The sequence below is a fragment of the Lachnoanaerobaculum sanguinis genome, assembly GCF_033242365.1.
Lineage (GTDB): Bacteria > Bacillota > Clostridia > Lachnospirales > Lachnospiraceae > Lachnoanaerobaculum > Lachnoanaerobaculum sanguinis.
Map to the genome: position 1 here is coordinate 1 of NZ_BTHK01000007.1, position 23,821 is coordinate 23,821.

General features: G+C 34.7%; 20 protein-coding genes and 1 pseudogene. All 21 read left to right on the forward strand.

All coding sequences use genetic code 11. From position 1 onward, the window contains the following. The first annotated feature begins 256 nt into the window (after positions 1-256). The 21 genes and pseudogenes from rfbA (at position 257) to SBH76_RS05930 (ending at position 23,816) form a co-directional block, all read left to right on the forward strand. Complete coding sequence (gene rfbA, locus SBH76_RS05830) at positions 257-1,150, forward strand: glucose-1-phosphate thymidylyltransferase RfbA (RefSeq protein ID WP_007594425.1); 894 nt, start codon at positions 257-259, stop codon at positions 1,148-1,150. A 77-nt stretch (positions 1,151-1,227) separates the two neighbouring features. Beyond that, positions 1,228-2,250 carry a dTDP-glucose 4,6-dehydratase gene (gene rfbB / locus SBH76_RS05835; RefSeq protein ID WP_317977124.1) on the forward strand — a complete coding sequence of 341 codons (1,023 nt, stop codon included), beginning with the start codon at positions 1,228-1,230 and terminating at the stop codon, positions 2,248-2,250. Further along, positions 2,250-3,110 (forward strand): dTDP-4-dehydrorhamnose reductase, encoded by an 861-nt coding sequence (gene rfbD / locus SBH76_RS05840; protein WP_317977125.1) that lies wholly within the window; start codon positions 2,250-2,252, stop codon positions 3,108-3,110. The genes rfbB and rfbD overlap by 1 nt, the downstream gene beginning before the upstream one ends. After that, positions 3,110-4,456: a phosphoglucosamine mutase gene (gene glmM, locus SBH76_RS05845; protein ID WP_317977126.1), complete on the forward strand. Its 1,347-nt coding sequence runs from the start codon at positions 3,110-3,112 to the stop codon at positions 4,454-4,456. Before rfbD ends, glmM begins: the two co-directional genes overlap by 1 nt. Before the next feature lie 62 nt (positions 4,457-4,518). Further along, a complete protein-coding gene (gene leuA / locus SBH76_RS05850) occupies positions 4,519-6,183 on the forward strand; it encodes a 2-isopropylmalate synthase (protein WP_317977127.1) in 1,665 nt (554 codons plus the stop codon). 78 nt (positions 6,184-6,261) lie between these two features. Continuing rightward, positions 6,262-7,242: a glycosyltransferase family 8 protein gene (locus tag SBH76_RS05855; RefSeq protein ID WP_317977128.1), complete on the forward strand. Its 981-nt coding sequence runs from the start codon at positions 6,262-6,264 to the stop codon at positions 7,240-7,242. A 9-nt stretch (positions 7,243-7,251) separates the two neighbouring features. Continuing rightward, the gene (locus SBH76_RS05860) at positions 7,252-8,130 is read left to right on the forward strand and encodes a glycosyltransferase (RefSeq protein ID WP_317977129.1); all 879 of its coding nucleotides are present in this window, start codon (positions 7,252-7,254) and stop codon (positions 8,128-8,130) included. 8 nt (positions 8,131-8,138) lie between these two features. Beyond that, entirely contained in the window at positions 8,139-9,119 is a 981-nt protein-coding gene (locus SBH76_RS05865; RefSeq protein WP_317977130.1) for a glycosyltransferase family 2 protein, read from the forward strand. Beyond that, positions 9,119-10,546: a lipopolysaccharide biosynthesis protein gene (locus SBH76_RS05870; protein ID WP_317977131.1), complete on the forward strand. Its 1,428-nt coding sequence runs from the start codon at positions 9,119-9,121 to the stop codon at positions 10,544-10,546. Before SBH76_RS05865 ends, SBH76_RS05870 begins: the two co-directional genes overlap by 1 nt. A 2-nt stretch (positions 10,547-10,548) precedes the next feature. Further along, complete coding sequence (locus SBH76_RS05875; protein ID WP_317977132.1) at positions 10,549-11,556, forward strand: ATP-grasp domain-containing protein; 1,008 nt, start codon at positions 10,549-10,551, stop codon at positions 11,554-11,556. A gap of 13 nt (positions 11,557-11,569) precedes the next feature. Further along, the gene (locus SBH76_RS05880) at positions 11,570-12,802 is read left to right on the forward strand and encodes a lipopolysaccharide biosynthesis protein (RefSeq protein ID WP_317977133.1); all 1,233 of its coding nucleotides are present in this window, start codon (positions 11,570-11,572) and stop codon (positions 12,800-12,802) included. Next, positions 12,799-13,734: a glycosyltransferase family 2 protein gene (locus tag SBH76_RS05885; RefSeq protein ID WP_317977134.1), complete on the forward strand. Its 936-nt coding sequence runs from the start codon at positions 12,799-12,801 to the stop codon at positions 13,732-13,734. The genes SBH76_RS05880 and SBH76_RS05885 overlap by 4 nt, the downstream gene beginning before the upstream one ends. Before the next feature lie 2 nt (positions 13,735-13,736). Beyond that, positions 13,737-14,426, forward strand: a complete 690-nt coding sequence (locus SBH76_RS05890; RefSeq protein WP_317977135.1) for a glycosyltransferase family 2 protein — start codon at positions 13,737-13,739, stop codon at positions 14,424-14,426. Between the two features lies 1 nt (position 14,427). Then, a complete protein-coding gene (locus SBH76_RS05895; protein ID WP_317977136.1) occupies positions 14,428-14,775 on the forward strand; it encodes a DUF2304 domain-containing protein in 348 nt (115 codons plus the stop codon). Positions 14,776-15,011: 236 nt separating this feature from the next. Then, complete coding sequence (locus tag SBH76_RS05900) at positions 15,012-15,269, forward strand: type II toxin-antitoxin system RelB/DinJ family antitoxin (RefSeq protein ID WP_009664024.1); 258 nt, start codon at positions 15,012-15,014, stop codon at positions 15,267-15,269. Further along, positions 15,269-15,484 (forward strand): annotated as a pseudogene (locus SBH76_RS05905) (Txe/YoeB family addiction module toxin). The gene SBH76_RS05900 and the pseudogene SBH76_RS05905 overlap by 1 nt, the downstream one beginning before the upstream one ends. A 246-nt stretch (positions 15,485-15,730) precedes the next feature. Continuing rightward, complete coding sequence (locus tag SBH76_RS05910) at positions 15,731-16,063, forward strand: RpnC/YadD family protein (protein ID WP_317977137.1); 333 nt, start codon at positions 15,731-15,733, stop codon at positions 16,061-16,063. A gap of 414 nt (positions 16,064-16,477) precedes the next feature. Continuing rightward, positions 16,478-17,434, forward strand: a complete 957-nt coding sequence (locus tag SBH76_RS05915) for a helix-turn-helix transcriptional regulator (RefSeq protein WP_317977138.1) — start codon at positions 16,478-16,480, stop codon at positions 17,432-17,434. Further along, complete coding sequence (locus SBH76_RS05920) at positions 17,431-20,130, forward strand: dynamin family protein (RefSeq protein ID WP_317977139.1); 2,700 nt, start codon at positions 17,431-17,433, stop codon at positions 20,128-20,130. The genes SBH76_RS05915 and SBH76_RS05920 overlap by 4 nt, the downstream gene beginning before the upstream one ends. Next, positions 20,131-21,756: a dynamin family protein gene (locus tag SBH76_RS05925; RefSeq protein WP_317977140.1), complete on the forward strand. Its 1,626-nt coding sequence runs from the start codon at positions 20,131-20,133 to the stop codon at positions 21,754-21,756. It abuts the gene before it with no gap. 2 nt (positions 21,757-21,758) lie between these two features. Beyond that, positions 21,759-23,816, forward strand: coding sequence for a dynamin family protein (locus tag SBH76_RS05930; protein ID WP_317977141.1), 2,058 nt, complete (start codon positions 21,759-21,761; stop codon positions 23,814-23,816). Positions 23,817-23,821: the final 5 nt, after the last annotated feature.

A 23,821-nucleotide genomic window follows, 5' to 3' on the forward strand; every position in this document is an offset into this window, starting at 1 on the left:
TTCATCCATTGATAAAATAACCTTTCTGATAAGTCAGTCCCTCCTAGTGTTAGAATATACAAAATAGTATTCTACCATAAGTGGGACATTTTTATTTGTGGTATAATGGGACTTTATCATATATGGCTTATATAACATACAATCCTTTTTTATTTCTTCACAGATTTGTCAAATTATGGTATTATAAAAGTTATTGAAAGTTATATTCATAACGGCTTTGAGGTTGAAAAAGCCCTAGCGAAAGTGAGGACGAACAATGAAGGGTATTATATTAGCAGGAGGTAGCGGCACAAGATTATATCCGCTTACAAAGGTTACATCAAAACAGCTATTGCCTATTTATGACAAGCCAATGATTTATTATCCTATTTCCGTATTGATGGAGGCAGGCATTAGAGAGATACTTATAATTTCCACACCGGATGACACTCCGAGATTTAAAGAATTACTTGGAGACGGTGCACAATTCGGACTTAAACTGGAATATGCAGTTCAGCCAAGCCCTGATGGACTGGCACAGGCATTTATTATCGGAGAGAAGTTCATAGGTAATGAGCCGGTGGCGATGATACTTGGAGACAATATTTTCCATGGACATGGACTTAAGAATCATTTGAAATCGGCAGCTTCAAAGACAAAGGGAGCTACAGTATTCGGATACTATGTAGACGATCCTGAAAGATTCGGTATTGTAGAGTTTGATAAAAACGGAAAGGCAGTTTCCATAGAGGAAAAACCTGAAAAACCGAAGAGCAATTACTGTGTTACAGGACTTTACTTCTATGATAATGATGTGGTTGAGTACGCTAAGAACTTAAAGCCTTCTGCCAGAGGGGAGCTTGAGATTACAGATCTTAACAGAATCTATCTTGAAAAAGGTGAACTTGAGGTGAAAGTACTCGGACAGGGATTTACATGGCTGGATACAGGAACACATGAGAGCCTTGTTGAGGCTACCAACTTTGTATATACAATGGAGACACATCAGCACAGAAAGATTGCCTGCTTGGAAGAGATTGCGTATTTAAACGGCTGGATAAATGATGAAGAACTTTTGAAAGCTTATGAAATATTCAAGAAAAATCAGTATGGCAAATATCTGAAAGATGTATATGACGGTAAATACATAGACCATATACATCAGTCATAATTTATGATTTATTAGGGCCGGGAATCTTTAAAGACTCAGTCCGGTTTATAAAATTAAAACTATAAAAGAGGTTAATTATGAAAATTATTGTTACTGGCGGTGCAGGATTTATCGGCGGAAATTTTGTCCACTATATGGTAAATCAATATCCTGAGGATATGATTATAAATCTTGATCTTCTTACATACGCAGGAAATCTTGAGACTTTGAAGCCGGTGGAAAATGCACCTAATTACAAGTTTGTAAAGGGTGATATCGCAGACAGAGAATTTATCTTCAAGCTCTTTGAAGAAGAAAAGCCTGATGTTGTAATCAACTTTGCAGCAGAGAGCCATGTAGACAGATCAATAACAGATCCTGAGAGTTTTGTAAGAACAAATGTAATGGGAACTACAACTCTACTTGATGCCTGCAGAACCTATGGAATCAAGAGATATCATCAGGTATCCACAGATGAGGTATACGGAGATCTTCCGCTTGACAGACCGGATTTATTCTTTACAGAAGAAACACCGCTTCATACATCAAGCCCGTACTCATCATCAAAGGCAAGTGCCGACCTTTTCGTACTTGCATACCACAGAACCTATGGTCTTCCTGTGACAGTGTCAAGATGTTCAAATAACTACGGACCTTACCACTTCCCTGAGAAGCTTATACCGCTTATCATAAGCAGAGCGCTCAATGACGAGGAGCTTCCTGTATACGGCAAGGGAGAGAATGTAAGAGACTGGCTCTATGTTACAGACCACTGTAAGGCAATTGACCTTGTGGTAAGAAAGGGTAAAATCGGTGAGGTCTACAATATCGGCGGACACAATGAGAGAACCAATCTTGAGGTGGTAAAGACAATACTTAAGGCGCTTAACAAGCCTGAGAGTCTTATCAAGTTTGTAACGGACAGACCGGGACATGACAGAAGATATGCCATAGACCCGACCAAGATAGAAACCGAGCTTGGATGGAAGCCGGAGTATACATTTGATACAGGTATTGTAAAGACTATTGAATGGTATCTTAACAATAAAGACTGGTGGGAGCATATCATCAGTGGAGAATACACAAAGTATTTTGAGAATATGTACGGAGAAAGACTTTAATGAGAGTATTGGTAACAGGTGCAAAGGGTCAGCTTGGAAGCGATCTTCTTTGCGAGTTGTCAAATAGAAATATTGATGCGATAGGCATAGACATTGATGATTTGGATATTACGGATTCCGAGGCGACAAAGGAAGTAATAGAAAAAATCAATGGTGAAAAAAAGCTTGATGCAATCATCCACTGTGCGGCATATACGGCAGTGGATGCGGCGGAAGATAATGAAGCCCTTGTAACAAAGATAAATGCGGAAGGTACTAAAAATATTGCGAAGGTGGCAAAGGCACTTGACCTTTCCATGATGTATATTTCTACAGACTATGTATTTGACGGAGAGGGCGAAAGACCTTGGGAACCGGATGATAATAGAGCACCTCTCAATGTATACGGTATGGCAAAATATAAGGGAGAGCTATATGTAGAAGAATTACTTGAGAAATATTTTATAGTAAGAATTTCTTGGGTATTCGGACTTCATGGAAATAACTTTATAAAAACAATGATAAGACTCGGAAAAGAAAGAGGAGCTGTAAGTGTGGTAAACGACCAAATCGGATCACCTACATATACTCCCGATCTTTCAAGACTTTTGGTGGATATGATTTTAACCGACAAATACGGCAGATATCATGCTACAAATGAGGGACTTTGCTCATGGTACGAATTTGCCTGTGAGATATTTAAACAGGCAAATCTTGATGTAGCAGTCACACCTGTGAACTCCGATGCTTTCCCGGTGAAGGCAAAGAGACCACACAACTCAAGAATGGATAAATCAAAGCTGACAAAAAACGGATTTGAACTTTTGCCTTCGTGGCAGGACGCTCTAAAGAGATATTTGTCAGAACTGGAGAATGGCTAATGGGAAAATATTTCGGTACAGACGGATTTAGAGGAGAAGCAAATATAGACCTTACAGTTGAACATGCATATAAGGTCGGAAGATTTTTGGGGAGCTTCTACTCTAAAGACGGAAAAAAATGCAGAGTTGTTATAGGTAAGGATACAAGAAGATCAAGCTATATGTTTGAGTATTCTTTGGTAGCGGGACTTACAGCATCCGGAGCTGATGTATATCTGCTTCATGTTACTACAACACCAAGTGTATCCTATGTTGTAAGAAGTGATGATTTTGACTGCGGTATAATGATTTCCGCAAGCCATAATCCATACTATGACAACGGTATAAAGGTAATCAACGGTAAAGGTGAAAAGCTTGAAGAGGAAGTTATAGAAAAGATAGAAAGCTATATTGACGGAACTGCAGATGCCATTCCTTTTGCAACAAAGGAAGATATCGGAAGAACGATAGACTATGCCGCAGGCAGAAACAGATATATAGGATATCTGATTTCTATAGCTACCAGATCCTTTAAGGGAAAGAAGGTGGCACTGGATCTTGCAAACGGTTCGGCTTCAAGCATTGCAAAGAATGTATTTGATGCTTTGGGAGCGGATACTTATGTAATTCATAACAATCCTGACGGTATAAATATAAATACAGATTGCGGCTCAACACATATGGAGAGCCTTCAAAAATGTGTTTTGGAAAACGGTTGTGACATAGGTTTTGCCTATGACGGAGATGCCGACAGATGTCTTTGTGTTGATGAAAACGGTAATGTGGTGGACGGAGACCTGATCCTTTATATTTGCGGCAAGTATATGAAGGAGAGAGGAGAGCTTTTCAATAACACAGTGGTAACTACAATAATGTCAAACTTCGGACTATATAAAGCCTTTGAAAGAGAAAATATAAATTTTGAAAAGACTGCTGTAGGTGATAAATATGTATATGAAAATATGCAAAATAACGGTCACTGCCTTGGCGGTGAGCAGTCGGGACATATTATATTTGCAAAACATGCCACAACGGGTGACGGAATACTTACATCACTTAAGGTAATGGAGGTGGTGCTTGAAACCAAGCAGACTCTATCAAAACTTGCAAGTGAAGTGGATATCTTCCCACAGGTTTTAAAGAATGTGAGAGTTGTGGATAAGCAAAAAGCCGGAGAAAACAAGGCGGTGCTTGAGGCGGTAGATGCCGTAAGCAAAGCACTTGGAGATGACGGAAGAATACTTCTTCGTCCAAGCGGTACGGAGCCTCTTATCAGAGTAATGGTAGAAGCAAAGAGCATGGAAGAATGCGAAAAATATACAGATGAAGTAATAAAAGTTATGGAAAAAGAAGGACTTTTAATATAGGGGGACAAAAATCAGAGAATGGGACAAAGCTTAAACTTAGATTAGAAAAGAGGAGAGATTAAATGTATCATATTGAAAGATATAAGAGAAATCCTGTAGTGGATTTTAAAGAGAGAACATGGCCGAATAAGCAAATAGAGAAAGCACCTATATGGTGTTCATCAGATCTAAGAGACGGCAATCAGGCATTGGTCGAGCCAATGGTGGTAGAAGAAAAGATAGAGATGTTTAATCTGCTTGTAAAGTTGGGCTTTAAGGAAATAGAGATAGGTTTTCCGGCAGCATCCCAGATAGAATTTGACTTCCTTCGTCAGCTTGTGGACAGAAAACTTATACCGGATGATGTTGTAGTACAGATACTTTGCCAGTGTAGAGAGCATCTTATAAAAAGAAGTTTTGAAGCTATAAAGGGAATTAAAAAATGTATAATGCATATCTATAATTCCACGGATACATTACAAAGAGATGTAGTATACGCTCTTGATAGAGAAGGAATAAAAAATATTGCACTTGAAGGTGTGGATCTTGTAAAGAAGTATATGAAAGACCATGACGGTGAAATTATATTGGAATATTCACCTGAGAGCTTTATGGGAACAGAACTTGATTTTGCACTTGATGTATGTGACGCCGTTGTAGATGCATGGGGCGCTACAAAAGATAAGAAGATAATAATCAATCTTCCGAACACTGTTGAGATGACAACACCTAATGTATTTGCAGACAGAATAGAGTGGATGAGTACACACCTAAAAAACAGAGAGGCGATTATACTTTCCACACATCCTCATAATGACAGAGGTACAGGTACAGCTGTTGCGGAACTTGCGCTTTTGGCAGGAGCCGACAGAATGGAGGGTACACTTTTCGGAAACGGTGAGAGAACAGGAAATGTGGATATACTTAATATTGCCTACAATATGTTTTCACAGGGTATTGATCCGAATCTTAATATCAGCAATATTAAAGAAATCATAGATGTATATGAGAGAACCACAAAGATGAGCATCAACCCGAGACATCCATATGCAGGAAAGCTTGTATTTACAGCTTTTTCAGGTTCTCATCAGGATGCTATAAATAAGGGCGTTCAGGCGATGAGACAGAGAAACAACCCATACTGGGAAGTTCCATATCTGCCTATAGATCCTGCAGATATAGGTCGTGAGTATGAGCCTGTAGTAAGAATAAACTCACAGTCCGGAAAGGGCGGAGTTGCATTTGTTATGGATACATTCTATGGCTTCAAATTGCCGAAGGGTATGCACAAGGAATTCGCAGATATTATTCAGAAGATCTCAGAAGTACAGGGTGAAGTTTCACCGGAAGAAATCTACAAGGAATTTGAAAAGAATTACATTGAGAAGAAAGAACCTCTGCATTTCAACAAATGTATTATCACTGATGCCGATGAGGACGGAGATTTCTCTACATATGTTAAGGTTACATACACATTTAACGGTGAAGAGAAAGTGTTTGAGAGTACCGGAAACGGTCCTATCGATGCTGTTAAGAGAGGCCTTGAAAATGTTGTCGGTAAGGGAATTAAGGTTCTTGATTATAATGAGCATGCTCTTACATCAGGTTCAAATGCAAAGGCGGCTTCATATATCCATATGCTTGATGTGGAAAGCGGAAAGACCACTTATGGTGTGGGTATTTCAGGTAATATCACAAGATCGTCTATCAGAGCTTTATTCTCTGCAGTAAATAGATTGTTCTATTAAAAGTACTTTTATTAAAGGAATACATGCGTATTAAAGTGTGTATTCCTTTATGTTCATATAATAATAAATGAGGTAAGTATGAATATAGTTTATATAGCAAATGAAAAATTTGCAGTGCACCTGGGTGTCAGCTTATATTCGCTATATGAGAGAAACAGATACGAAAAAGATATCAGAGTCTTCATCATTTCCACAGGAATTGGTGAGGACTCTTTGGACAAATTGAAAAGTATAGCAAAAAGATTTGGCAGAGATGTAGAAATAATAGAACTTAAAGATACATCAAAATATTTTGATACAGGTTTGCAGGATTCAACATTTGATATCAGTAAGATGGGTAGACTGCTGGTAGGTGAGATTTTGCCTGAAGATGTTGATAGAATACTTTATCTGGATTGTGATATGGTTATATTGCATTCTATAAGGGAATTATACAATACAGAGCTTGGAGAAAATATAATAGCTGCGGTGGAAGAGCCTACAGTACTTGAAAGAGTAAGGTATGAAATAGGACTTGACTTTGAGGCGTCTTATGTAAATGCCGGACTCCTGCTCATAGATTTAAAAAAGTGGAGAGAGAATAATCTTGGAGAAAAGACTATAAGCTACAGTAAAAGTATATGGGATAAGAGTCTTTTCGGTGAGCAGGATGCCATAAACGGTGTACTCAGATGGAAGATAAAAAAGCTTTTGCCTAAGTATAATTTCTTTTCAAATTATAAATATTTTTCATACAATTCATTTATTAAAGTTTACAGTGCAAGCCTTTCCTACACAAAGAAGGATTTAAAAGAAGCAAAGAGAAGACCGGTAATAATACATTTTGCAGGGGATGAAAGGCCTTGGATTGCGGGAAGCTTTAATCCGTATAAGAAAGCATATGATTACTTTAAGAAAAAGACTCCTTTTAGAGATGTTCCTATAGAAAAGGGAAAGAATCTGTATATGCTCATATATCATATGATGGATTTGATTACATTTATTTGTCCTACATTAAGAAAAAGAATATCCGAGTATTACATAGATAAAGCATACAAGAAGCATTCTGAAAGAAAATAAGGAGAGCAAATGAAATTAGCTTTAGTAGTATTAAATTATAATGATGCGGATAACACATTAAAAGTCCTTGGGAATACGGCAAATTATGATGTATTTGATAAAGTAATTGTGGTAGACAATGCTTCAAATGATGATTCAAGAATCAGATTAAAAAGCTACTGCGAAGATAATGAAAAAATATACTTTGTAGAAAACCATGAAAATAAAGGATATGGTGCCGGAAATAATATCGGTATTTTTGTAGCGAAAAAACTTGGAATGGATTTGGCTTTGATTGCAAATCCGGATACAGACTTTGAAGAACGAGTGATTAAAGTATTAAAGTCAGCTATGGAAAAAAATGAAAATATCGGCATATGTGCTCCTTTGGTAGAAACAAATGATGTATATGGCGGCAGAGAAAATGTATTAAAAGGCGCGTCATGTTGGCCGATGAGAGATTTTCTTCATTCATTGGCGGAGAACGGTCCTATATGCAGACGAATCTTTACAAAGGCACTTCATTATGACAGAAACTTTTATAATGCCAAGATAAGAAAAGTAGGCGCTGTACTTGGGGCACTACTTATGGTAAGAGTTGACGCATTTATAAAGGTCGGTGGCTATGACGAAAAGATGTTTTTATACGGTGAGGAGGATTTGCTTTCAAAAAAGATGGAAGGTATCGGATTAAAAACGGCCGTTATTACAGGATATAAGTATAAGCATATACATTCCGCAAGCATCAAAAAAAGTTTAAAGAGCCTTTATTCACGCCAGAAAATCAGAGAAGAGTCCACAATGTATTTTTATAAAAATTATCTGAATATAAACCCTCTTCAGCAGATATTTGCAAAAGTTTTCTTTGCATTTGTAAGACTTGAAGTGATTATTTTCGGGTTAGTGTAGGAAAGTTTATGATAGAGATTTTACTTGCGACCTATAACGGTGAAAGATTTTTGTCTGAGCAGATAGAAAGTATAATAAATCAAAGCTTTACGGACTACAGGATACTTGCAAGTGACGATAATTCAAGCGATTGTACACTTGAAATATTAAGAGGCTATGAGAGCGTATTGGGCGAAAAGATAAATGTTGTTCAGAGCAATACTCACAGCGCGAAAGAAAACTTTTACAATCTGCTTGATATGGCTGATGCCGAATATATTGCACTATGCGATCAGGATGACTTTTGGGAAAGAGACAGACTCAAAAAAAGCTTGAAGGCTGTACAAAGGCTTGAAAGAAGGTATGGCAAAGAAACACCGATACTTGTGCATTCGGATTTGGAGATAGTGGATGAAAACCTGAATTCACAAAACAAAAAAATGTCTGAGCTTACAGGTATGAGTGAAGCCATAACGCATGCAAAAAAAGAGTCAAAATACCTTTATACAATAAGTACTAAAGAAAGTTTTTCAAGATATCTTGTTGAAAACAATATTACAGGAAATACGGTGATTATAAATAAAGCATTACTTGATATATATAAAAGACCTAAAGTTTCTTTTATGCACGACTGGTGGCTTGGAATAATCGCTTTTACATTCGGTAAGGTGGGATATCTTAATGAGTGCTTGGTAAAATATCGCCAACACGAAAGCAATGAACTTGGTGCAAAGAATCCTCTGGAACTTCGCAATATAAGAAAGAGAAACAAACAAAGGATAAGAGAAAACTATGACTGTATGTTTGCACAGGTAGATGAGTTTTTAAGATTATATAAAGATGAACTTGGAAAAAGCAGGTCGGCCGATACATATTTTGCACGCAAATATTTAAATGCCTTTGCAAATATGAAATCTAAAAACAGAGTATCAAAGATAAGAGATATCTTGAAATATTCATTTTTTAAAAGTTCAAAAATACTTACAATAGGAGAGATGTTGAATATCTGATGAATAAAAAAAATAAAAGTGAGATTTCCACATCTCTTTTTTGGAAAATACTTGAAAACGGGGGTTCACAGGGAGTCCAGTTTATAGTATCCGTACTCCTTGCAAGGCTTTTAAGTCCCTCAGAGTATGGAATAGTTGCAATAGTTTTGATATTTACAACAATAGCAAATGTTTTGGTACAAAACGGTTTTGCTTCAGCACTGATACAAAAGTTTCATGCAGATGATTTGGACTTTTCATCTGTGCTGATTTTTAATGTATTTTTATCGGTGGCGATATATATACTGTTATTTTTGGGCTCTCCCGTCATAGCCGATATATATAAAAATCCGGAGCTTACAGGCATACTTAGAGTTATGGGCATAATAATACTGCCCGGAAGTATTATATCAATAGAAAATTCATATGTTGCCAGAAATATGAAGTTTAAAACACTTTTCATAGCAACATTTCTTTCGTCTGTGATTTCAGGCAGCGTGAGTGTAATTATGGCACTTGAGGGAGCAAAGGTCTGGTCTTTAGTGTTTCAGCAGATAGTCTATTATTTTGCACTCCTTATAATACTCGGTATAGGTATAAAATATTTTCCGGGGCTTAAGTTCAGCTTGGAGAGATTAAAAACGATGTTTGCCTATGGCTCGAAGCTCTTGGCGGCATCACTTATAGATACGATTTTTACAAATATACACGGACTTGTCATAGGTAAGGCATACAGTGAGGATATGCTTGGCTCATTCAACAGAGGTGAGCAATTTCCAAAACTTGTAGTAAGCAATCTTTCATCAGCCATACAGTCCGTACTTCTTCCTGCCATGTCAAAGAAACAGGAAAGTAAGGAGGATGTAAAATCACTTTTAAAGTCATCGGTAAGACTTTCCACATTTGTGGTGGCACCTATGATGTGCGGTCTGGCGGCGGTCAGTGACAATCTGATACTTTTACTGCTTGGAGAAAAGTGGAGGATTGCAATACCGTTTTTGCAGATGATGTGTTTTTCATATGTATTTTGGCCGATTCATGTATCAAACCTTGAGGCATTAAATGCTATGGGCAGAAGTGATATATTTTTAAAGCTTGAAATTATAAAAAAGATCCTTGGAATTGCCATATTGCTGATAGGAATAAGGTATAATGTATTTGTGTTTGTAGGGCTTAAGGCTTTTTCAGATTTGATTTGTGCATATATAAATGCGGCACCGAATGAAAGGCTTTTGGGTTACACACTAAAAGAACAGAGTATGGATGCTTTAAATAACTTCATACCTGCTATAATTATGGGAATTATTATTTACATTGCAGGTAAGCATATAGGAATCGGTATTTTAAGTCTTCTGATACAGATAGTGCTTGGTGTAATTATTTATATAGCATTGGCTGTAGTTATGAAAAATGAGAACTTTAAGATGATAGTGAGTAAGGTGAGATAATAATGAATATACTTTTGACCAGTGTGGGTAGAAGAGCATATATAATCGATTATTTAAGGGATATATATAAGGACCTCGGATTAGAGGGGAAGATAATAGCAACAAATTCGGATATGAATACAACAGCTATGAGTGTAGCTGATAAGGCTTTTGAGTCACCGCTTATATATGATGAAGAATATATTCCGTTTCTACTGGAAATATGCAAAAATGAAAAAATAGATATTTTAATTTCACTCTTTGACATTGACCTTATGATACTTGCAAAGAATAAAAGCAGACTTGAGGCTTTGGGTGTAAAGGTCATTGTTTCAAATGAGGATGTTATAAATATTTGTAATGATAAATTTGAAATGCTTAAATATCTTGAGAAGATAAATTTGCCTGTGCCGGAGACCTATTTGGATCTTGATAAGGCACTTGAATATGCTGATTTTCATAAAAAAACTTATATTTTAAAACCAAGATGGGGAGTGGGATCTCTAAGCATATTTGAGGCTGAGAATAAAAAAGAACTTGAAGTTCTCTATGAAAAGGCAAAGAGAAGTATTCAAAAATCCTATTTAAGATTTGAGTCAAATGCCGATATGAACAGAGCAATACTTATACAGGAAAAAATCAAAGGAGATGAGTTTGGACTGGATATTTTCAATGATCTTAAAGGCGAGAACTTAAGTGTTACGGTAAAGAGAAAATATGCCATGAGATCGGGTGAAACCGATATTGCAGAGGTTACCAAAAACAGCGATCTTAAAACTGTAGGAAAGAAGATAGCAAAAAGTCTTTCTCATATAGGTAATCTTGATATGGATATACTCTTATCAGACGGGAAAGCCTATATAATAGATATGAATGCAAGGTTTGGCGGAGGCTATCCTTTTACTCACAATGCCGGAGTGAACGAGCTGGAAGCAATTATAAGACTTTGTGGCGGCATGGAACTTAATGATTTAAGTGTTAAAAAATACGGCTGCTTTGCAAAAGAAATAACCATGGTGGAATTAAAATAGATTTGGATATATTATGGACAGTAAAGAAAGAAGTGCATATTTTTGGAATATGCTGGGAAGCCTTGTATATGCTGTTACCAGCATGCTGCTGGGGGTGGCTGTAACAAAGATTGCAGGTGCATATGCAGGAGGAATATTTTTCTTCGGATTTTCTACATTAGGCCAGCAACTTTATATAGTTTCATACTTTGGAATGAGACCGATACAGGTTACCGATGTTTCAAATGAATACAGTTTCGGAGATTATCTGAGGCTTAGAGTTATTACCTCGGCTCTGGCTGTTTTGGCAGGCTTTGTATATACAATTATTATGACTAAGGACAGCTATGTCTTTGAAGTATATATGATTTTGTCACTGTATAAGATTTTAGACGGATTTTGTGATATATTTGAGTCTGAAATGCAAAGGCAGGACAGGCTTGATATGACAGGAAAGGCAACACTTTTCAGAACAATATTTTGTGTCGGCATATTCCTTGTTACACTTGGAGTTACAAAGGATTTAAAATTAAGTTCATTGGCGCTTTTACCGAGTATAGTGATAGCCGCAATAATTTTTGATATACTGCCTTTAAGAAGATTAGGTCCTGATAAAGTTGTAAAAAAGAATTCTTATATAAGCTTAATAAATAAGAGCAAATGGCTTTTTTTAGGAGCTTTTATAGATCTTTATATCTTTGCGGCGGCAAAGTACGCTGTAAATTACAGACTTGGAGAGGAACTAAACGGCTACTTCAGCATAATATTTATCCCGACATCCATTATAAATCTGATGGCAGGCTTTATAATAAGGCCGATACTTACAAAACTTTCATTGCTGTATAAGACAGGTAACAGAAAAAAGTTTATTTCGACAATATCAAAGATTGCGGTATTTATATTTGTGGCCACTTTATTTGGAATGCTTGCGGCTTATATTCTCGGAATACCTGCACTCAAGCTGGTGCTTGGTGATGTGGGAAATGCAATAGAGCCTTACAAACCTGCCTTGGTTTTGGTAATACTTGGTGGCGGACTTTATGCAATAGTAAATCTAGGATATTACTGTTTGGTTATCTTTGAAATGACAGGAGTTATATTTTCAATATATGCTGTAGGGGCAGTGTTTGCATACTTTATCAGTGATTTCATGGTAAGGAGTTTCGGAATGAACGGAGCGGCTTTTGCATATATGATAACCATGCTGTTACTTTCAATATCCTTCCTTGTTGCAGTGATTTTTGGACTCAGAAAGGTTAAAAAATGAATTTAGTAGATGTAATAATACCTACATATAAACCTGACAATAAATTTTTGGTATCAATAAAAAGACTTTTGGCTCAGACAGTAGCACCGGGTAAGATAATTATTATAAATACAGACAAAGCTGTATGGGATAAGACCGGAATAGAAGAGAAATTAAAAGAGCTTTTTGAAGAAAGCGATACTGAACTTATATTGGAGCATATAGAAAAGCAGGATTTTGACCATGGGGCGACAAGAAACTTTGGAGTGTCAAAGTCAAAGGCCGAGTATTTTGTTTGCATGACTCAGGACGCAGTCTGTTTTGACAAGAAGACTATTGAATATTTGCTTAGAGGTATGGATAAGTCCATCAAGATGACTTATGCAAGACAGGTACCGGATAAAAATGCAAATAAAATAGAGAAGTTTACAAGAGAATTTAATTATCCTGCAGAGTCAATGATAAAGTCATTTAACGAAAGACAGACACTTGGAATTAAGACATATTTTGCTTCAAATGTCTGTGCGGCATATGAAAGAGAAACTTTTGATGCTTTGGGAAGATTTGATACCGGTCAGATTTTGAATGAAGATATGCTTTTTGCCTACAAGCTTATAGAAAACGGATATTTTGTAAAATATGAGGCATGGGCAATGGTGGTACATTCTCACAATTATACCGGAGTTACTCAGTTTAAAAGAAACTTTGATATCGGGGCGTCACAGGCAAGCAATCCTCATATCTTTAAGAATATAAAAAGTGAGAGCGAAGGTAAAAAAATGGTATTTAAAACTATGGAACACCTTCTTGCCACTCACTCATATATCAGTGCAATCAGGCTTATTTATATCAGTGCCTGCAAGTATGCGGGATTTTTGGCAGGAAAAAATTACAAGAAATTGCCAAAGGGTGTTGTGAGAGCCTTTAGTATGAACAGAGAGTTTTGGAGATAGATATGGCTGATACATTGGTAATAATACCGGCGTTTAATGAAGAAAAGAATATTGCAAATGTAATAGATCGACTGACAAATACATTAAATGATGTGGACTATGTGATTGTAAATGACGGTTCCATTGACTCTACATCCAAGATCTGCAGAGAAAGAGGATTTAATATTATAGATTTGCCGGTAAACCTGGGGCTTGCAGGTGCTTTTCAAACCGGTATGAAGTATGCACACAAGCATGGCTATAAATATGCTGTGCAATTTGACGGTGACGGACAGCACAGACCCGAATACATTCCTGAAATGAGGAAAAAATGTGAGGAATGTGATATAGTAATTGTTTCAAGGTTTGTCACTAAGAAAAAGCCGTTTACTCCGAGAATGCTAGGCTCCCGACTTATTGCTCTTGCAATAAAGTTAAGTACAGGTGCTACTATTCATGATCCTACCTCGGGTATGAGAATGTATAATGAAAAGCTGATTACAGAGTTTGCACTTAGACTTAACTACGCACCTGAGCCGGATACAATATCCTATCTGATAAAGCAAGGCGTGAAAGTATGTGAAATACAGGGTGAAATGGATGAAAGAGTGGCGGGAATAAGTTATCTTACTCCTATAAATGCCGCCAAATACATGTTTAGAATGCTTTGCTCCATTATATTTATTCAAAGTTTTAGAGAGAAGAAGAAATAATATGACTGCTATACTAAGAATAGGTTTGATTTTGATATCAATAATGTCATTTTTTGTCATTATAAGAAAAATAAGAAAATCAAAGATAAGAATAGAGGATGGACTCTTCTGGGTGGTCTTTGCCATCATACTGATAATCTTTGCCATATTCCCAAGAATAATTTATTTTATATCCGATCTGGTCGGTGCAAAATCCCCGGCAAATATAGTCTATCTGATAATAATAGGCATGCTCCTTATAAAGCTCTTCTTTATGAGTATACAGATGTCACTCCTTGAGAACAAGGTGGTGAATCTGGCTCAGGAGATGGCGCTGAAGGAGAAGGAGGATAGGGATAGTAGAGAATAAGAATCTATATAGTAATTAAAGAGGTATCATGGATGAAAGTGATACCTCTATTTTAGTTTTGTATAAGCAGGTTATAAATTCTATTACTAATGACAAGTTGTGTCGAAAGTTAATAAAGTGCAAAGTTATAGAGAAACAATTTTATTAAACGATGTATTATCGTTTTCAATATAAGTGAAATGCTTTACAAACAAGTGCAAATAGAATACAATAAAGTTAAAGGAAGGAGGATGATTATGGCACAAATTAGTTTGAGAATTGATGATGATGTAAAGGTAAATGCAGAGAAAGTATGCAAAGATATTGGAATGTCAATGTCTACAGCAGTAAATATCTATTTGAAAAGGCTTGGGTCAGAGAGACGAATACCGTTCGAAGTGTCGGCGGATCCTTTTTACAGTAAAGAGAATATGGATGAATTGGAGAGGAGAGTTGCCAATATTCGCACAGGAAAAAGTGTGTTAAAAGAACATGACTTAATAGGAGTTGAATGATGCGAAAACTATGGGATGATAATGCATGGAAAGAATATCTGTATTGGCAAACACATGATAAGAAGATTTTAAAGAAAATCCATAGGTTATTGGTAGATATTGATAGAAATGGATATGAATGTACCGGATAGCCTGAACCGCTTAGTGGAAATCTTTCGGGATATTGGAGCGTTCGTATTGATGAGAAAAATCGAATCGTATTCAGATTATTTTAGAACAGTATTGAAATAATACAGTGTGGTTCTCACTACGGTGATAAATAAGAGTACTGTGAAAATATATAAAGAGATTGTTGGGAATTGATATCAATAAGAAAGGGGCGGTGTGACTTATTTTGAGTCACACCACCCCTAAATTTATACGTGAAAAAGAGTGTGATATCAAAGTAATGTTTTGACTACAATGTTGATGAAAATAGGAGAAAGCTTTGATAATGTGGCGGTACTATATTATCTGAACTGATGGGAGTTTTTACAAAAGATGATTGTTACAGTGACAATTTTCCTGTAACATCTAAAATGAAATATGATTTTAAGTATGTTAAGGAGGGTAATAAGATGACAGATGCAATGAAGGAGTTATACGACATATTTAAAGAAGAATCTAAAGACAAGTGGATAAAAGAGGGTAAAAGAGAGGGTATAAAAGAAGGTAGAGAAGAGGGTATAAAAGAAGGTGTTATAAATACATTACTTATGCTTGTAAAAGATGGAATAATTTCAGTAGAAGATGCTGCAAAAAGAGCAAACTTAAGCGTAAGTAAGTTTCAAAAATATTTGAATGAAAAAATGTAAATGCTTTATTAAGGCTCAAAACAATGAGGACACTGTAGAAGGTGTCCTTTTTTGTATGGCTTTAATTAGGTTGAGACTATGTAAGATAAAGAGGGTAATAAAGAGGGTAATAATGAGTGTAATAAGTGGGGTAATAAAGTTGTAATTTATCAAGATTCAGATGAAACACAGAAGACTATTTTCCAATAAATAAAAAATAAATTAAGTAAATATAAGGGGCACAATGAAAAATGTTCTTTTTTGTAAGAAAAATGATTAAATATTAATTTTACTAATGAAAAATATTAATAAATTTGTTATAATTAGCTGGTGTTATTATATGAGGGTAAATATAAATTTTTATATATAAATAATTTTTACAATGACAATATATGTCTATGTTAAATAGTATATTAGGCATATAGGAGATGAGATATGAATGTTTTTGGGGCAGATAGGTCATCACGATTGCTTAAGATATATTCCAAGCTGGTGAAAGGCTATATTGTAAATAAAAGAGAAGAAGCTGATAACTTCAATGTGGATGAAAGAACGATTCAAAGGGATATCGCTTCCATAAAAGATTATATGTGTTCCGATATGGCGAGTAACGGTATTATAAACTCCATAGTCTACGACAAAGAGGCAGGTGGTTATAAGATGGAATCATCATATCAAGGAACTTTGTCAAACAGTGAGACACTTGCAGTATGTAAAATATTGTTGGACAGCAGGGCATTTCCAAAAGATGAAATGCAAGGGATACTTGATAAACTTATAAGTTGCTGTGTACCGAAAGAGAACAGACAGCCGGTCAAGGAGTTGATAGGAAATGAAGAACATCATTATATAGAGCTGAGGCATAAAACAAACTTCCTTGATACATTATGGGATCTTGGTCAGGCGATTAGAAGCTGTAAATATGTGGAACTTGAGTACAGGAGAACCAAAGATAAGACAATCGTAAAAAGAAAAGTAAAGCCTGTAGGAATAATGTTTTCCGAGTACTACTTTTATATCACTGCATTTATAGATGACAAAGAAGTTTGTGAGAACTTTGATGTAATAAATGATGCGTTCCCTACAATATACCGTGTAGATAGAATCGTCAGCTATAAAGTACTAGAAGATAGATTTAAAATGCCTTATAAAGACAGATTCGAAGAAGGAGAGTTTAGAAAGCGAGTTCAATTTATGTATGGCGGAAAAATAAACAGAATCCGTTTTGAATACAACGGCTCTGACGTTGACGCAATACTTGACCGCCTACCAACTGCAAAGATAGAAAGCGAAAAGGATGGCAAGTATATCATTAGGGCAGAGGTATTTGGTAAGGGTATTGATATGTGGATTAGAAGTCAGGGGGAGAATGTGAAGGTGATAAAGGAATGAAAGATAATAATATTTTAATTAATATCGAGCGCGATATGGATAATTGCAAAATAAATGTTGAGCGTAAATTTAATGAAGAAAAAGACTACATAACCAGAACACTAAAAAAATTTAGTGATGAGCAATGCGAAAAGATATGTGCATGTACGAATCCATCTTTGTGGGATTATAAGTCTGTTAGGATAAGTTCAACCATAGCTAATATAAATAATCATTTCACATATACTTTAAATAGTATTTATGCAAAATACAAAGAAAGAGTTATTTTTTACAAGCATAGGCTAAAAACAGATTTTGGTATTTCACCAAAAGTTTTAAACAGCCTTTCGGTAAGAGATGTAAAGTATAATCAGGAAGATGCAGAAAAGATTGATAGTAAAAGCTATCTTATTTTAAGAGATTGTACGAGAACAATATATGAATATATTCAATCATATATAGGTAATTATGATGTATTCATTGAGTATGTATCAGAACAATTATCAAGATGTATAAATTCAATATTTAAGGATGTGTTAGAAGAAAATATTGAATATTATAAATTAGAGTTAATAAGCCTAATATTGAATACAAAAAGTGACTTTACAAATATAGTAAATGGCACAATGACTGTAGGAGAATTGAATTCAAGTGAGGATAATGTAAACGATAATTTAAATTTGATTAATAATGAGAAGGAGCTAGATAGAATAGTAGAAGAAAAAAAATCTGCTGATATGCATATAAAGGAAGAAGAGAAAAAAACAGCATATAATGGTAATATACGTAGTACTAATTATAATTTCTGTGATTTATATAGTAGTTGTAATATATTATATAAATTTAAACTTCCATATTTTAAGTTTATTAATTCGGTTAATAAAATTTTGCCATATTTAGATGTGGAGCAACGTATATATATAGAAAAAGAACTGGGAAGTCTGACGAGTAGGTTGGAGGATAATAGCTTATATTTGGGGACAGTTGGATCTTTTTCAAGTGGAAAGTCTACTTTTTTAAACTCTATATTACATAAAAACTTACTACCGACTGATGCAATTCAGGGTACAACTGTAACTACAAGTATTTTAAAAAGATCAAGTGTGGATGATTTGGATATAGTTTACACAGATGGAAGTAGAAAACTATTCTCACAAAATAAGAGTGAATTGATAAAAGAATACTTTAGAGGTTCAGAAGCGTTATCATATTATAATGATTTTGAATTACAGGTAGACTTATTCAAAAAACTTATTTCAGTTGAAGAAATAGGAAAAAGAGTGAATTATGTCACTTTCTACTATAAAAATGAGCATATGCCACAGGGAATAGCTTTGGTAGACACTCCGGGTACAGAGTCGTTAAACAGTCGGCACAATGAAGTCACTAAGAATGCGATAGACAATATATGTGATGCTATTGTTGTTATTATACCTCAAGAAAAGCCGGTATCAGAGGATTTAATAGACTATATAAATACAAATTTGGAAAAGCAAAAGCAAGAAATTATTTTTGTTGTTACTAAGGTTGAGATGCTTGGGGACAAGGATGAATTACCAATGCTTATGAAAAACATTAAGAAAAGACTGGAAAAATATATTCATATAGAGGTGAAAAATGTAATTCCTATGCCTACTTTTGTTTACCTTAAGGAAGTCGACATGGATATGAAAACAAATATAAAAGCAATAAGCGGTATGCCGGAAGACGAGAGAAGTGAAATGGTAAAGCTTTATGAGGATGGTATTGAGAAAATAAAGAATATTCTTGAGAACAACAGAACAACTTATATTAATAATAGGGCTATGAATATAAGTGATAATATAGTGAGTAGTATTGATAGCATAGTCTCACAAAAGGTAAAAAAGGAAGAGGAGGAAAAGAAAAAGTATACAAAGAGCATTATGTCTGTAGAAAAATTTCAGAAACGAGTTGTAGAGAGATTTAAGCAGTTTAGACATGATATGGAAAGATGTATTAATGATGAAATAGATAACCTAAACAGAGATGTAGAAAGAAAAAAGCTTGAAATGCAGACAACATCAAAGACTTGTAAAAAATTAAGTGATCTTACAAATGTGTTTGATTTTGAAAAAATATTTGATGAGTATAGGGTTGAAAAGTATGAAGATATTACTAAAGAGCTTTTAGCCGAAATGGAGTCTGAATATACTGATTTAGTTGTTGATATCAAAGAGGAATTATTGAATGAATACGGTTGTTGTAATATAAAAAATATTGATACAGATGAACTTGTAGATAGCTCATGGAAAATTTCTGATAGTGAATTTGAAAAAGTAAAAAACATATGTAAGGAAGCTCAAAAACAAGCACTACGAGAGTTAGATGTTTTTGCAGATAAGGCTGGTAAAGGGCTTAGTTCTTGGGGATTAACATTCAAATATATATTGAGTAAGTCAAATACAGTAAAGAGTATATCTAGAGATTTTGAACAAATAACTACTAAGATGATTGACGCAATATCACTTACAATGAGAGAATTTTTAGTAACTGAAATATCAGACATTATAGATTCAAATATGGATATTGGAAAAGAAAATATTATATATCTCTTGAAGTACAATAAATCAGATATAGAAAAATATATTGAGGATAGAAAGCAAATACTTAGGAATACTAATTCTGATATTCAGATGATGGAAAAGGTAATGGTTAGTATAAATAAGTATAAGAATATTATAAAGGAGATTAATTAGATGGTAGATTTTGAAAAATTACAGAAGATTTCAAACCTACTGGGGGAGTGTAATAATAAGGAGTTAGCAGGATTATTAGCTAATTTTATTGAAAGTCATAGTAAAGGTGGTACTAAAACGGTAGGATTTGTAGGTGATGATTTGGTGGGAAAGAGTACAATTATCAACTATATTTTGGGTGAAAATGTGCTTCCGACGACAATTATTCCTACAACACCTGAGATTACTATAAAGTATGGAGATAAATATTCGATATATGATGAACAAGGGGTTATGGTACCTGATAGTGACTTGGTGCAGCTGGAAGAAATATCATCAAATGTAACAATAGTTGCAAACAATAGCTATTTGAAGGATAAGTCATTAGAATTTAAGGAGTTCCATGGATTATTCAGTAAAAAGAAGCTTGATGACATAAGTCTAATGATTGATATTTATAAATGTGATGCAGTAGTATTGGTCATGACAGCTGAACATCTGCTTAGTGAAACAGAAACTATGTTTATAAGTAATTATATAAAGTATGGTGGAGCAAAGAATATTCTATTGGTTATAAACAAACTTTCATTAGTTGCAGATAGTGATGCAGATAATGTTATAGATTATGTTGAAAAACAAATACAGCTGAAATTTAGTGAAGTAGAATGGAGTATTTTTGATGACACCGGAAAGTATGAAAAGATACTGAATAAGTATAATAAGACTGATGTTAAGAAGGAGTTTGAAAAGTTATTAGGACCGGAAAAAATAAATGATGAGTATGTACTTTTAAAAGGGGTATTAGAGTATATAAAAACACATATAGAATCTCAAAAACTTGAAGTTGAAAAATTGGAAAAAGAAAATATAGATGAAATAAAAAATAATAGGGAAAAACTGTTGCAACAAAAAGAACTTGAGGCTATGTCAATTGAAAGTACAATGCTGGAATTTCAACAAAGACAACATGACAGCATAGAGGAGATTGATACCTTCATAAAGAGAGAATTTGATAAGTTGTCAGTAGATATAAATGATAGATTCAGTGATGCAGTTGATAAATTTCTTTGGTATAACTCTGAGTTTGAAGATGTATGGGAAAACGGTATAACAGCAGTGGCTTCAAGAGTCGATGAATATGTTACATCAAGAATTAATGATGATACTACTTGGCTTAATAGTTTTTTTCATACCAATCTTTCGACTGAATATACAAATATCGATATAAAATATAAAGGTCAGGCTAATGAAGAGTGTGGTATAGATTATGGAAAATATAGGAAATACCTTCCTATAGGAATTGCAGGCGGAGTTGGAATAGGCTTTTTCTTATTCAGAATTATTGGTGCGGTAATATCTATTGGTGGTGGTTTTTTGGCTTATACATATCTGAAACTGAAGGATATTGCTCAGAGTGATGAATTAAAAAATAAAATCAATTCAAAAATCAGGGATATATCATATGAGACAAGGAAGGCTTCAAATAAAGAGATTACTAAGATTTATGAAGATATACTTAGAGAGTTTAAAAGAGAAGCTTCTGAGTTTATTGAAATGAAATATAAAATAAATGATATAGAAGTAAATTCTCATAAGGAAGAAATAGATACTTTAACAAAAATAATAAGAAAGATTGAGGAGATATAATTATGCCAATTAGTAGCTATGAGGATATGAAGGAGAAAAAGGGTAAGATAGTACATTCATTGATAGAAGTGGCAGAAGTTGTGGATGAGCTAATTGATATAGGGGTAAATATTAATGATTCGGATTTGGTGGCTCTATTGAATTTAAAGAAAAAGGTTGAAGATGATGACTTTAAGGTGCTTGTTATAGGTGAGTTTAAGAATGGAAAGAGTACATTTATAAATTCAATGATGGGATCCAAAATTCTACCGGCATACTCAACACCATGCACAGCTGTGATTAATGAAGTAAAATATGGTGAAAGGGAGAGTGCTACTCTGTATTTCAAGAATCCGCTACCGAATAAAATATCTTCTGATATTTCAATTAAGGCAAAGCAACATATTGAAAAGTTTGCAGGTAAAACTATTCCACCAATAGAATTGGATGTAGATGAATTAAAGGAATATGTAGTTATACCGGATCCTACAAAAGATCAGGCGGATTCTATTCAGGAATTACCATATGATAAAGTGATATTGAGATATCCTATAGAATTATGTCATGACGGTATCACTATTATAGATTCTCCGGGGCTAAATGAAAATGGTACTAGGACCAAAGTTACAGGGGAATATCTAAAACAGGCGGATGCTATAATTTTTGTATTTAGATGTCCTAAGATTGCAGGAGAATCTGAGATGAATTATATAACTGATCAGATTCGCAATAATGAATATAAAGACATATTCTTTATTTGTAATGCAATTAATCAAGTGCCTGATGATGAGCAGGATAGACTTATAAAGTTTGGAAATAAAAAACTATCATCGCTGACTGATTTGGGCGAAAAAGGGATATTTTATGTTGATGCTTTAGGTGCACTGAAAGCGAGAATGAATAAAGATAAGTCTGCGTTAGCAGATACAGGAATGCTTGAATTTGAAACCGCACTCTCAGAGTACCTTAGAGAGAACAAGGGTAAAGCAAAGCTTATGCAAGTTATAAGTCCAGCAATAAATCACATTGATATAAAACTAAGGAAGGAGTATATAGAAAATTATATTAAATCTCTTGATAAGGAAGTGGATGAGCGTGAAGAAAGAATAAAAGCTGCTATGCCTAACTTAGATAAGGCCAGACAAAGAAAGAAAGACACAATAAGTATAATAGCTCTCAGGATGAGAGAATTGGAAGATGATATAGAGAACTCTATGAATGATGAGTTTGATACTATAATTAATAGAGTTCCCAAAGTCGTAGAGGATATGAAACTTGAAAACAGTATGACAGTCAATCCTTTTAAGCAGAAATCTAAGAAAGATGCACTCGAAAAAGAGGTTGTATCTAATCTTGAACAATTTGTACAAAAAGAAATGGCAGTTTGGGGTAGGGATAAGTTAAAGGTGCTTGTAGATCGGAAAATCAATGAACTGGAGAAGGAAATCGGAAAAAATATAGATGAGTTCTATGATTATTTGGATGAATTCAGATATGTGGTAAGTGGAGTAGAAAAGCCACAGAATATATCTGGGCTAAGCAGAGTTTCCGCTACTATCTTAGGTACAATTGTAGGTGGACCTGTATATGGAGCTGTAGGGGCAAGCTTAGGCTTGGGAGAAGTTGCAAAAAGGTCTGCGATAACAATGGGCTTAACCTTTGCAGGAGGTACAATACTGGCTTTTACACCAATTGGATTAGCGGCAGCTACAACAGCGACTACAATCGCTCTTCTTGGAGCCGGAATATTACAGCTGGCAACAGGTGGTAAGGCTTTAACAGATAAATATAAAAACAAGTTAAAAGAAAGTTTTATTAAGAGCTTAAAAGAAACAAGAGAGAAAAGTTGTAAAGACTATGCCAATACAGTTACTAATGATGTTAGAGAAAAATTTAAATATGTAGAACAGGTATTAGATGGTGAGATAGAGCAGATATTAGGTTATATTGCTGCCTTAGACAGGGATAAAAATGATAGTAAAGAAGATAGAGACATAAAAGTTGTCAGACTAAAAGAATGCGAGGGAAGATTGCTTGATATAAGAAATTCCTTAAAAAATATTGGGGATTCTCTTGATTAGGAGGG